Origin of the sequence: Rhodanobacter sp. K2T2 (genome assembly GCF_013408815.1) — a bacterium.
Taxonomy (GTDB): Bacteria; Pseudomonadota; Gammaproteobacteria; order Xanthomonadales; family Rhodanobacteraceae; genus Rhodanobacter.
This window is the reverse complement of the sequence record NZ_JACCCA010000004.1, coordinates 164,429-177,696: the sequence shown is the minus strand read 5'-3', so window position 1 is coordinate 177,696 and position 13,268 is coordinate 164,429. Positions and strand designations below refer to the sequence as shown.

The 13,268-nt window shown below is 63.9% G+C and carries 6 protein-coding genes; 2 read left to right on the top strand and 4 right to left on the bottom strand.

What is annotated here, in order from left to right; translation table 11 throughout:
* Positions 1-90: 90 nt before the first annotated feature.
* The gene (locus tag HDE78_RS08265; protein ID WP_179478124.1) at positions 91-2,535 is read left to right on the top strand and encodes a TonB-dependent receptor; all 2,445 of its coding nucleotides are present in this window, start codon (positions 91-93) and stop codon (positions 2,533-2,535) included.
* Here HDE78_RS08265 and HDE78_RS08260 read toward each other — a convergent pair whose 3' ends face one another.
* Entirely contained in the window at positions 2,536-4,470 is a 1,935-nt protein-coding gene (locus HDE78_RS08260; RefSeq protein ID WP_179478122.1) for a sigma-54-dependent Fis family transcriptional regulator, read from the bottom strand.
* 363 nt (positions 4,471-4,833) lie between these two features.
* On the opposite strand from HDE78_RS08260, the gene HDE78_RS08255 reads away from it, so the two are divergent.
* Entirely contained in the window at positions 4,834-5,247 is a 414-nt protein-coding gene (locus tag HDE78_RS08255; protein WP_179478120.1) for an SRPBCC family protein, read from the top strand.
* A 106-nt stretch (positions 5,248-5,353) separates the two neighbouring features.
* Here the strand turns inward: HDE78_RS08255 and HDE78_RS08250 are convergent, their stop codons facing one another.
* The 3 genes from HDE78_RS08250 to HDE78_RS08240 are packed head-to-tail and all read right to left on the bottom strand — an operon-like array spanning position 5,354 to position 13,264.
* On the bottom strand, positions 5,354-6,820 hold the full coding sequence (locus HDE78_RS08250) for an efflux transporter outer membrane subunit (protein ID WP_255457706.1): 1,467 nt from the start codon (positions 6,818-6,820) through the stop codon (positions 5,354-5,356).
* Entirely contained in the window at positions 6,817-10,122 is a 3,306-nt protein-coding gene (locus HDE78_RS08245; RefSeq protein WP_179478116.1) for an efflux RND transporter permease subunit, read from the bottom strand. Before HDE78_RS08245 ends, HDE78_RS08250 begins: the two co-directional genes overlap by 4 nt.
* A gap of 10 nt (positions 10,123-10,132) precedes the next feature.
* On the bottom strand, positions 10,133-13,264 hold the full coding sequence (locus HDE78_RS08240; protein ID WP_179478114.1) for an efflux RND transporter permease subunit: 3,132 nt from the start codon (positions 13,262-13,264) through the stop codon (positions 10,133-10,135).
* Between the last annotated feature and the right edge of the window lie 4 nt (positions 13,265-13,268).

The window sequence follows — 13,268 nt, the reverse complement described above, 5'->3', positions numbered from 1 at the left end:
GCACGACGCGCGAGCGAATGCGTTGACCGTCAAACCGATCAGGCTGGGGTATCCGATACGATGGGTCATGTCACCGATCATCACGCAGTAATGAACGGATGTTCTCGCCTGCGCATGCTGCCGCGCGCGCTGCTGTTTCTGGCATTGACTGGCGCAGGGTTTGCGCAGGCGCAGGAGGCGCCTGGCAGCAACGCAGCGACGCCCACGGCATCCACCTCGCAACCGCCGACGAATCAAAACACGCCGGCCGAAGCCAAGCAGCTGGCGACCGTCGTGGTGCAGGCCACGGCCTTGCCGGGCGGCAAGGCGCTGGACGCCGACAAGGTGCCGGGTAACGTGCAAAGCCTGTCGGCCGCCGACCTCATGCGCAACGGCTCGGCCAGCATGACCCAGGCATTGAACTCGCAGCTCGGCAGCATCAGCGTCAACGACAACCTCAATGATCCGTATCAGCCGGACATCCTCTACCGTGGCTTCGAGGCATCGCCGGTGCTGGGCACGCCGCAAGGTTTGGCGGTGTATCAGAACGGCGTACGCATCAACGAGGCGTTCGGCGATACGGTGAACTGGGATCTGTTCCCCGACATGGCGATCAACCGCGTGCAGCTGGTCAGTTCGAATCCCGTGTATGGATTGAACGCGCTGGGCGGCGCGATCTCGGTCGAGATGAAAAACGGCTTCAACTATACCGGCGGCGAACTCGAGCTTTCCGGCGGCTCGTTCGGCCAGCGCTCCGCGGGCGCACAGTACGGCGCCAACAACGGCACGTTCGGCATCTACGCGGCGGCCAAGACGCTGAATTCGGACGGCTGGCGTGATTTCTCTTCCGATGCGCTGCGGCAGTTCTATACCGACCTCAGCATGCGCACGGACAAACTCTCGCTCGACCTCAGCTACACGCATGCGGAAAACCATCTGGACGGCCAGGGCTCGGCGCCGGCGCAGGAGTTGGCCGTGAGTCGACGGCTGGTGTTCACAGGCCCACAGGCCAACGACAACGAACTGAACTTCGTCACCTTGAACGGCACCTACCAGGCGACCGACCACTGGTCGGTGCAGGGCGTGCTGTACTACCGCCAGTTCACCCAGCGCGTCTCCAACGGTAACACCACCGATTACACCGCCTGCACCGATGCTGCCTTAGCCGGTTCGCTGTGCCAGTCCGACGGCGTGACGCCGGTCAGCAACGCGGCGGGGCAGCTCCTGCCGGATATTTCGCAGGGCGGCACGGTGCCGATCGGAGAAAACGATTTCGAGACCATCGACTCCTACAGCCACGGCGCGACGCTGCAAATCAGCAACGATCAGTCGATCTTCGGGCACGATAACCAGTTCACCGCCGGCGCCACGTTCGATTATGCGCACACCCATTTTTATTCCGGCGCGCAGATCGGCGTGATCGATGACCAGCTCACCGTGCTGCCATCCAATCTTTATGTCGATACGCCGGAGAGCTCGCCATTTGGCGCCGTGCCGGTGATTCTCGCCGCCAACAATCGTGACATCGGCGGCTACCTTACCGACACCTTCAACGTGACGCCCGATGTCGCCCTCACCGCGAGCGGCCGCTACGACGTAGCGCACATCGACCTGCAGGATCAGCGCGGCACCAGCCTTAATGGCAACAACCGCTTCAGTCACTTCAACCCGGCCGTCGGTGGCACCTACAAACTATCGCCGACCCTCACCGCGTACGCCGGCATCGCCACCAGTACCCGTACGCCGACGGCCAGCGAAATCGAATGCTCCGATCCACTGAAGCCGTGCCTGCTGCCGTCGAACCTTGCGGGCGACCCGCCGAACCTGCGGCAGGTGGTAGCGCATACCGCCGAGTTCGGTTTGCGTGGAAATATCCCGGATGCGTTTTCCGCCGGCGGCGTAGCGACGTGGAACCTCGGCGCGTTTCGCACCAATTCGTTCGACGACATTTACGGCATTTCCACCTCGGTCAGCAGCGGCTTCTACCAGAACATCGGTTCGACGCGGCGCGAAGGTATCGAAGCCGGCTTCAACTACACCACCGACAAGTGGTTGATCTACTTCAGCTACAGCTATGTCGACGCCACGTTCCAGTCCGCTCTGCAGCTGCCGTCGCCGTCCAACCCCTTTCAGGATGCGGACGGCAATATCGAGGTGCGTCCCGGCGACCGCCTGCCAGGCATTGCGAAGAATCGGGTAAAAGCTGGCTTGGACTATGCCGTCACGCCGCAGTGGAAGCTTGGCGCTTCCATCATCATCGCCAGCAATGAGTATTACTTCGGCGATGAGTCGAACCAGAACAAGCCGCTTCCTGGCTATCACGTGGTGAACCTGCATGCGAGCTATCAGCTGGCCAGAAACGTGGAGCTGTTCGGGTCCATCGATAACGTGTTCAACGCCAAATATGCGACGTACGGGATTTATAGCGATCCTACGGGCGTGAATGCGCCTGGCGTACCTGTCGACGGGGTGAGCAACGGCCCCGGTGTCGATAACCGCTTCTACAGCCCGGCGGCACCCACCACCTTTTACGGCGGCGTGCGCGTGACCTTCTGATCAGCCAGGCAGGGCGATATCGTGTTTGCGCATCTTGCGGTACAGCGTATTGCGACTGACGCCCAACGCACTGGCGGCGCGGCTGATATTCCAGTGCAGCCGTTCGAGTTCGCGCAGCAGCGCATCGCGTTCGGCCGACTGCAGCGGCGCCGCGGCATCCTTGCTCGGCTGGCTGGCGGCGGTCGACGCATCGCCCTCGGTGATCTCGTGCGGCAGGTTGCCGATGCGAACCACGCCGTCGCTGCACAGCGCCGCCGCCGTGCGCAGCGTGTTGCGCAGCTGGCGGATGTTGCCGGGCCATGGATAGTCCAGCAGCTTTTGCATCGCATCGTCGTGGATGCTCGGGATCGGCTCGTTGTTGTCGTCATCGGCCAGCAGCGCCGTGATCAGCTCGCGCTTGTCGGTGCGCTCGCGCAGCGTCGGCAGCTGCAGGGTGATGCCGTTGAGGCGGTAGTAAAGATCCTCGCGGAACTCGCCGGCCTGCACCATCTGCAGCAGGTCGTGGTGGGTGGCGCTGATGATGTGCAGATCCACCGGTACTGCCTGCTCACCGCCCAACGGCACGACCTCGTGTTCTTCCAGCACCCGCAGCAGCCGCGTCTGCATGTGCAGCGGCATGTCGCCGATTTCATCGAGAAACAGCGTGCCTCCGCTGGACTGGCGAATCTTGCCCAGATGTCCCTCGCGCGCGGCGTCGGTGAACGCGCCGCGGGTGTAACCAAACAGCTCGCTCTCGATCAGCGCCTCGGGAATCGCGGCGCAGTTCACCGCCACGAACGGCTTGTCAGCCCATGCACTGGCCAGGTGCAGCGATTTGGCAAACGCCTCCTTGCCTGTTCCGGTCGCCCCCTGCAGCAGCAGCGGTACCTTGCGTGCAAACAGATGGTGGCCGCAGTGAATGTTGTGCTGCATGCGCGCGTCGGCCACCACGTGCTGGCGCGTGGTCGAGTGAACGCCGCTGGTTTCCTTCTTCGGCCCGCGTGAGATGGAGGCGGACTGCGTCGTGGGCGTGCGCACGCGGGCAAAAAAGCGGCGCCCGTAGGCGACATCGCGCACCGGCCAGAGCAACGAAGCATCCGTGGCCGCACGGCGCTGCACGGTTTCGAAATCGAACGGAAAAATCGACGTCAGCGGTTTGCCGACGAGCTGCGCGCGCGACATGCCCAGCTGCGCCATCGCGCTGTCGTTCACGGCGCACACGATGCCGTCGCTGCCCACGGCCAGCAGCGCTTCGTGCAGCAGGCCGACAAACTCCGGGCGGCTGTGAAAGCGCAAGACCCAGGTCGCGGCGCATTCGCGCATGAAACGGCAGCGCGAAATCAGGTTGGCCGACATGTTGACCAGCGCCATCGTGTGGCGCTGGATCAGTCGCGTATCGCCGGCGTTGACCGTCGAAGCATCGAGTACGCCGAGCACCTTGCCCTGAGCGTCCACCACCGGCGCGCCCGAGCACGACAGGCCGATATTGAAGCGGCGAAAATGCTCATCGCGATACACGGTGACCGGTACGCCTTCGGCCAGGCAGGTGCCCAGACCGTTGGTGCCTTCGTACTGTTCGCTCCACATCGCGCCGATGCGCAGGCCGGCGTCGCGGAACTCGCGCGTCAGGGTCGGGTCGGTGATCGCACCGAGGATCACGCTGTCGGTATCACTGAGTATCACCGCGTAGCCGGAGCCTGCGATCATCTCGTACAGGCTTTCCATCTCGGCTTTGGCCACGTTGAGCAGTTCGCCGAACTGCTGCTGGCGCTCTCGTACGGCCTGCGCGTTGAGCACCGGTGTGGCGCGAACCGCATCGGGAGCGGTGCCGAAATCCTCGACGCAGCGTTGCCAGGATTTACTCACGTGCGGCGCAACGTTGATGCGGCCCAATCGCTCCAGCAGTAGCCCGTCGACGTGCGATGCCGCGTGGGTAATCTGCATTTGGCTGCTCATGCGTGGCTCTCTCGACGATGGACAGCCGTGTCTCAGCGGCACGCGGCCAGCCCCATGGTGGTGTCGTTTGGATCGATGCACCGAAGAATGGTCCCGGCGGCGCCGGTAAGCAAACTGCAGCGCAACATTTGGTACGCAGTGTCACCACCGCTTGTGCCAGAACAGCGACACTGGGCAAGCGTCTTTTCGCGCCGGATGGCCTGGCGCCTGGCGTTGAGCGAGCGGGCAAGGTTGGCTCGGGTTTTGCGTGACTCCAGGCGATCTGCCTCAGCGAACAAGCGCCGTTCGCCGATGGGCTATATCGATCAAGCGACGGGGCGCCGCGCCTGATACTTCGCCCGGCGATTAAGCAAAGGAGGGGCTATGACGCAGGTAAGGGTCGTGCAGCACCTGGCCAACCCGGCAGACCTGGTGTGGGCGATGGTCGGCGACTTCGGCGGCCTGCACCGCTGGCATCCGCAGGTTCGTAGCGTCGATTTATCGTGGGAGGGACGTATCCGCACCGTCCACTACGCCGACGGTAGCCGCGCGGTCGAGCGGCTGGAGGCACGCAGCGACGCTATGCGCCGATACGTCTACGTGGTCGTCGATGGCAAAGTACCGGTCAACAACTGCCGCGCCACCCTGCACGTCAAAGACAGTAAAGGCGGCAGTACGGTCATGTGGTCATGCGAATTCGAACCGCTCGGCGACGGCGAAGCCAGCGCCAGCGAATCACTGCAGGCGCATTATCACGAAGGGTTGATGGCGTTGGTGTCGGCGTTGGATGGGCCGTAACGCAGAGCGCTGACGTTTCCAATTTCCGGAGTTCGCTCTGTGCAGGTATCGCTTTCGACGATGACGAGAAGTGCCGCAACCACAGACCCGCGGCGCTATTGCCCATTCACCGCTGCGCCGAGGCCTTCCCGGGATCGCTAAGCTCGCTCGCCGACCAGCTGCCGCCGACGTCGCCGATCAGCGAGACGGTGTCGAGCAGGCGCTGCTGCTGCACGTTGAGCGCGCTTTGCTGGGTGCTGAGGCTGGTGGCCTGGGCGGTGGATACGGTGGTGTAGTCGACGGTGCCGGCCTGGTATTCGTTGAAGGCGATCTCGGCGCCGCGGCGGGCGTCGCGTACGGCGGCATCCAGCGCGTCGCCCTGCTGAGCGAGGATGCGCAGGCCGGAAAGGTCGTCTTCCACGTTCTGAAACGCGGTCAGCACGGTGCCGCGATAGTTGGCGACCGAGGCTTCGTAGGCGGCTTTTGCCGCAACGACATCGGCATGGCGTGAGCCGCCGTCGAAGATGGTTTCGCTGACGTCGGCGCCGAGCGACCAGATGTGGTTGGCGGCGTGCAGCAGGCCGGCCAGCGGCGATTGCGAAAAGCCGTCGGCGCCCGATAGCGACAGGCTGGGGTAATAGGCCGCGACAGCGACACCGATGGCCGCATTTTCCGCCGCCATCTGGCGTTCGGCCACGGCGATATCCGGGCGTCGCTGCAGCAGGGTGGAAGGTACGCCGGCGGGTACGGTCGGCAGCGCGGGCAGGCCAGTGCTGTGCGGGATATCGAGATCTTCGGGATTCTTGCCGACCAGCACGGCGATGGCATGCGCGTACTGCGCGCGGGTCACGCCGAGCGCGAGCAGGCTGGACTGGGCGTTTTCCAGCTGGGTGCGCGCGCTGATCGCATCGGACGGCGGTATGGTGCCTGCCGCATCCTGATTGCCGACCACGCGCAGCGACTCTTTGTACGTGTCGACTGTTTTCTGCAGCAGGTCGATATTCGCGTCGGCAATGCGCAGCTCGATTACTGCCGTCGCCAGAGCGGTCTGCTCGGTCAGGGTGGCGTTGGCCAGGGTCGCCTCGCTGGCCTGCGCGGTCGCCTTGTTTTGCTCGATGGTGCGACGGACCTTGCCCCACAGGTCGGGCGCCCAGCTGACGTTGCCTTCGAGCGAGCCGGAGTTGATCACGCTGCCGCGCGTGCTACCGGCCGCGTTCGTCGCCGTGCCGGTGCTTACGCTGCCGCTGCGTTCGCGCGTGCCCGAGCCGGTTACGCCAACAGTGGGAAATAGCCCGCTGCGCGCCTGCTGCACTTCGGCCAGCGCTTCCTGGTAGTTGGCGTAATCCTGGCGCACGGTCTGATTGGACACGGACACCATCGGTTCGAGCTGGTTGAGCAATGGATCGTTGAAGCCGGTCCACCAGTCGGTCTTGGGCGCAGCAGCGGAGGGCTGCGCCACCGTCCATCCGGGCAGCTCCTTGTACTGGGTCGGCACGGCGACCTTCGGCCGCTGGTAGTCGGGGCCGACCATGCAGCCGCCGAGGAGCAGGGCGAGCGAAGCGGCTAGAGCCGTCAGCGGGATCTTTGTGTTCATGCGCGTACGTCCGATCGTTTGTTCCACGGCAGCGTGTCCGACCATTTGGCCAACCTGGCGCGCAGGCGGTCGAGGTAGAGGTAGATCACCGGCGTGGTGTACAGCGTGAAGACCTGGCTCAGAATCAGGCCGCCCATCACCGTGATGCCGAGCGGCTGGCGCAGCGAAGCACCCTGGCCGATGCCGATGGCCAGCGGCACGGCGCCGAGCACGGCCGCGGCGGTGGTCATCATGATCGGGCGCAGACGCACCACGGCGGCGTCGTGGATCGCCCGCTGCGGCTCATAGCCTTCGTCGCGCTGCAGGTGGATTGCCACGTCGATCATCATGATCGCGTTTTTCTTGACGATGCCGATCAGCAGGATGATGCCGATCATCGCGATCACCGAAAACGGCGTGCCGAAAATCAGCAGCGCCAGCGTGGCGCCGATGCCGGCCGAGGGCAGGGTGGAAAGAATGGTGATCGGATGCACGGTGTTTTCGTACAGCACGCCGAGCACGATGTAGACCGCACCCAGCGCCGCGAGAATCAGCAGCGGCATGGTCGACATCGACTGCGCGTACACCTGCGCGGCGCCGGCGAAGCTGCCGTGGATCGAGGCCGGCAGGCCGAGCTGCTGCGATACCTGGTTGATCGCCTCGGTGGCCTTGCTCAGCGAACCGCCCGGCGGCAGGTTGAACGAAATGGTAGCGGCGACCAGGCCGCCCTGATGGCTGACCTGGGTTGCCGTGTGGTTGCTCACGTAGGTTGCCAGCGCGGGAAACGGCACCAGCGTCTCGGCGGCCGTGCTGTCGGCGCTGCCGCTGGAGCTGCCGCCCTTGGCGTTGGAGATCGCGTTGGTCAACTGGTTGGCCTGCGCGTTTGCGTTGAGCGCATTGGTCGACGACGACGTTTCCGTGGTGCTTTCGGCCGACTCGGCGGTGACGCCCTTCACCAGCGCGCTCGACATCTGTGTCTGCGCCGTGCCGCTGGCATTGCCAGCCGCGGTGCTGAAGCGCATGCGGTCAAGCATCTGCGGGTATTGCCAGTATTTCGGCGCCACTTCCATCACCACGTAATACTGGTTGAGCTGGTTGTAGACGGTAGACACCGTGCGCTGGCCGAAGGCGTCGTACAATACGGTGTCCAGCTGGTTCGGCGCGAAGCTGTAGCGCGCGGCCGTGGCGCGATCCATGTTGACGTAGATCTGCAGGCCGTTCTGCTGCAGGTCCGAGTTGACGTCGGACATCTGGCTGCGCTGCTTGCCCAGCGCATCGACCAGCTTGGGAACCCAGGTGAACAGTGCGGTGGGGTCGTCGCTGGTCAGCGTGTACTGGTATTCCGCGGCGGACGAACGGCCGCCGATATGCAAATCCTGCGCAGCCTGCAGAAACAGCTTGGCGCCGGACACGCCGTTGAGCTTGGGCCGCAAGCGATCGACCACTTCGGTCGCCGAGAGCTTGCGCTCCGCCAGCGGCTTCAACTCGATAAAGACATTGGCGGTGTTGAGCGCGCGACCGCCGGTGAACCCTGCCACCGATGCCACGGCAGGGTCTTTCTTCACGATCGCCTGCAGCTGGGCCAGCTTCTTTTCCATCGCCTGAAACGAAATGCTCTGGTCGGCGATGATCTGACCCATCAGGATGCCGTTGTCCTGCTCCGGAAAAAACGTCGACGGCAGCAGCTTGATCAGAAACACGTTGAGCACGATCAGCCCAACCAGGGTCAGTCCGACCAGCAGCGCGTGATCGAGCACGGTGGTCAGCGAGCGCGAATACGCGTTCTGGAAACGCTCGAACTGCCGCTCGTACCACAGCGCCCAGCGCGCCTTGGAGTGCAGCGTCTTTCGATTCAGCACGAATGCTGCCATCGTCGGCGTAATGGTGAGCGAAATCACCAGCGAAATCATGATCGCGATGGACAGCGTCACCGCAAACTCATGGAACAGCAGGCCGACGATGCCGGGCATCAGCAGGATCGGCAGAAATACCGCGATCAGCGACAGGCTCATCGAAATCACCGTGAAGCTGACTTCGGCGCTGCCTACCAGCGCGGCCTCCTGCACATCCATGCCGGCCTCGACGTGGCGCACGATGTTTTCCAGCACCACTACCGCGTCATCCACTACGAAGCCGGTGCCGATGGTCAGCGCCATCAGCGACAGGTTGTCGATGCTGTAGCCGAGCAGGTACATCGGCCCGAACGTGCCGACGATCGACAGCGGCAGCGCTACCGCGGGCACCAGGATGGCGCGCGGCGACTGCAGGAAAATAAACACCACGCCGATGACCAGCAGCACGGCGATGAACAGCGTGCGCTCGGTGTCGCCGACCGCTGCGTTTACCGACTGCGAGCGATCCACCGCAATGCCCACATGCACATCGTGCGGCAGCGTGGCCTCGATCGACGGCAGCACCTTGCGGATCTGCGCGACGGTTTTCACGATATTGCCGCCGGGCAGCGGAAACACGATGACCAGCACCGCGTCCTTGCCGTTGTAGAGCCCGGCGTTGCGAATGTTTTCGGCGGAATCCTGCACGTCGGCCATGTCGCTCAACTTCACCGCGGCATTGTTGCGATAGGCGATGATGAGGTCGCGATACGGCGCGGCCTTGTTGATCTGGTCGTTCGACAGCACCTCGAAACGCTGATCGCCCTGATCGATATGGCCCTTGGCACTGTTCGCATTGGCCGCGCTGATGGCTGCGCGCACGTCTTCCAGGCCGATGCCGTAGCTGTTGAGCTTGTCGGGCTCCAGCTCCACGCGCACCGACGGCAGCGCGCTGCCGCCCAGGGTGATCTGGCCCACGCCGTCGACCTGCGACAGCTGCTGCTGGATGACCGAATTGGCGGAGTCGTACAGCTGCGCGCGGGTCAGGGTTTCCGAGGTCAGCGCCAGCACCATGATGGGCGAATCGGACGGGTTGTATTCGCGGTAGGTCGGGTTGTTGCGTAAGGTGGACGGCAAGTCGGCGCGCGAGGCCTGCAGCGCGGCCTGCACGTCGCGCGCGGCGCCGTTGATGTCGCGACCCAGGCCGAACTGGATGGTGATCTGCGCTGAGCCGACCGAGCTGGTGGAAGTCAGTTCGGTGACGTCGGCGATCGTGCCCAGGCGGCGCTCCAGCGGCGCGGCGACGGTGGAGGCCATGATGTCGGGGCTGGCGCCGGCCATGCTCGCCTGCACCACGATCACCGGAAAGGTGATGTTCGGCAGCGGCGCCACCGGCAGCTGGAAATACGCCAGCAGACCGGACAGCAGGATGGCAACGCCGAGCAGGGTTGTCGCCACCGGCCGCTTGATGAAGACGCCTGGAATACTCATCGGCGCGCGCTCACGGGCGGTGCTCGATCGCCTGATCCGACGCCGGTCCGGAGGAAGGCGCCGTCGGCTTGCGGCGGAAACGCAGCGACAGGCGGTCGAACAGCAGGTAGATCACCGGCGTGGTGAACAGCGTCAGCACCTGGCTCAGGGTCAGGCCGCCGATGATCGCCAGGCCCAGCGGCCGGCGCAGCTCGGAACCGGTGCCGGTGCCCAGCAGCATCGGCAGCGCGCCCAACATAGCTGCCAGGGTGGTCATCAGAATCGGGCGGAAACGCAGCAGCGAGGCTTCGAAAATCGCCTCTTCCGGTGACTTGCCGTGCTCGCGTTCGGCTTCGAGCGCGAAGTCCACGATCATGATCGCGTTCTTCTTCACAATACCGATCAGCAGCACGATGCCGATGATGCCGATCACGTCCAGATCCTCGCCTGCGATCATCAGCGCCAGCAGCGCGCCGATGCCAGCCGACGGCAGGGTCGAGAGAATCGTCACCGGATGGATGAAGCTTTCATACAGCACGCCGAGCACGATATAGACCGCGATCAGCGCGGCGATCAGCAGATACACCTCGCTCGACAGCGAATCCTGGAACGCCTGCGCGGCACCCTGAAACGACGAGGTGATCGACGACGGCAGATGCACGGCCTGCTCGGCCTGATTCACCGCATCCACTGCCTTGCTCAGCGAGGCATCCTTGGCCAGATTGAACGAAATCGTCACCGCCGGGAACTGCGCCAGATGGCTGATCGCCAGCGGCGCCTTGGTGATCTGGATCGCGGCGATGCCCTTCAGCTGCACCTGGCCGCTGCTGCCGGTCTGGCTCGGCAGGTAGATATTGCCCAGCGATTCGATCGTCGGCAGGCTCTCTGGCTTGGCGACCAGGATGACGCGGTACTGGCTGGACTGGTCGAAGATGGTCGAAACGATGCGCTGGCCGAGCGCGTCGTACAGCGCGTTGTCGATCGTGGCCGGCGTGATGCCGTAACGCGCGGCCAGCTGGCGATTGACCTCGACGTTGACGCTGAGGCCATCGTTGTTCAAATCGCTGGTCACGTCGGTGATCGACGGAATCTGTTTCATGCGCGCGACCAGATCGGGCACGTACTGCATGAAAGCCTGCTGGCTCGGTCCGCGCAGCACGAACTGGTACTGGTTGGGCGAGATGGTGGTGTCGAGCGTGAGATCCTGCTCGGGCTGCAGAAACAGCTTGATCCCCGAAACATTCGCCGCTTCGGTCTGGATGCGCCGGGCGATTTCGGCGGCGGTCGAGGAGCGATCCCCGCGATCCTTCAGATTGATCAGAAAGCGGCCGTTGTTGAGCGTGGTGTTGGTGCCGTCGATGCCGACATACGAGGTGAGGCCGGCGACGTCGGCATCTTTCAGAATCGCCTCGGCCAGCGCCGACTGCCGCCGCACCATCGCCGTGTACGACACCGAATTGTCGGCCACGCTGATGCCTTGGATCACGCCCACGTCCTGCGTGGGAAACAGACCCTTGGGGATCACGATATAGAGAATAACGGTCAGCGCCAGCGTGCAGAGAAACACAATCAGCGTGAGCGTCTGCCGCGCCATCACAAAGCGCAGACCGCGCTCGTAGCCGGCCAGCGTCTTGTCGAACAATCCCTCGCTGATCCGCTCGAAGCGGCTCGGGTGACGATCGGACTGCGCGCGCAGCAGGCGCGCACAGAGCATCGGCACCAGGGTCAGCGAGACGATGCCTGACAGCACGATGGTCACGGCCAGGGTCACCGCGAATTCGCTGAATAGACGTCCAATTACGCCGCCCATAAACAGCAGCGGGATCAGCACCGCAATCAGCGAAATGGTCAGCGACAGGATGGTGAAGCCGATCTGTCCCGCGCCTTCCAGCGCCGCTTCGAGCGGAGTGCGGCCTTCCTCCAGATAGCGCACGATGTTCTCGATCATCACGATCGAGTCGTCGACGACGAAGCCGGTGGCGATGATCAGCGCCATCAGCGACAGGTTGTCGATCGAATAACCCAGCTGATACATCACCGCCAGCGTGCCGATCAGCGAGACGGGCACCGAAATGCTGGGGATGATCGTGGCCGGCACGTTGCGCAGGAACACGAAGATCACCAGCACCACCAGCGCGATGGCCAGAATCAGCTCGAATGCCGCATCGGAAACGGATGAGCGAATCACGCCGGTGCTGTCCGAGACGATCTCGACTTTCATGCCCGCGGGCAGGGTGGACTCCAGCTGCGGCAGCTGCTGCTTGATCTGATTGACCGTGGCGATGACGTTGGCGCCCGGCTGGCGCTGCACGTTGAGCACGATGGCCTGGGTCTTGTTGTACCAGGCGCCCTGTTCGGTGTTCTGCGCCGACTGGGTCACCCGCGCCACGTCGCGTAGGTACACCGGCGCGCCGTTCTGATACGCCACGACCGTGGCGAGGTAGTCCTTCGGGTCCTCGATCTGATCGTTGCCGTTGATCGTGTAGTCCAGATTCGGACCGTCGAAGTTGCCCTTGGGCTGGCTTACGTTGACGTTGGCGATCAGTGAGCGCAGGTCGTCGATATTGAGCCCGTAGGCGGCCAACTTCTGTGGGTCCGCTTCCACGCGAACGGCCGGCACGTTACCACCGGCCGGCGTCACCAGGCCGACGCCCGACACTTCGGAAATCTTCGCACCGAGGCGGTTGTTGGCGACGTCCTGCAGCTGCGGCAGCGACATCGAGTTGGAGGTGACCGCGAGCGTGAGGATCGGCTGGTCGGCCGGGTTGACCTTGGCGTAGGTCGGCGGCGCGGGCAGGCTGGTAGGCAGTAGGCTGTTGGAGGCGTTGATCGCCTCCTGCACGTTTTGCTCGGCGATATCGAGATTGAGCGAAAGGTCGAACTGCAGCGTGATCACGGACGCGCCGGCCGAGCTGCTCGATGTCATCTGCTGCAGGCCGGGAATCTCGCCCAGCTGCACTTCCAGTGGCGCAGTCACCGTGGTCGCCATTACCGTGGGGCTGGCGCCGGGGTAGAAGGTCTGTACCTGGATCGTCGGGTAGTCGACGTCGGGCAGCGAGGACACCGGCAGAAACTTCACCGCCACCAGGCCGACCATCACCACGGCGATCATCAGCAGCGACGTCGCCACCGGCCTGAGGATAAACAGGCGGGAAATATTCATCGGA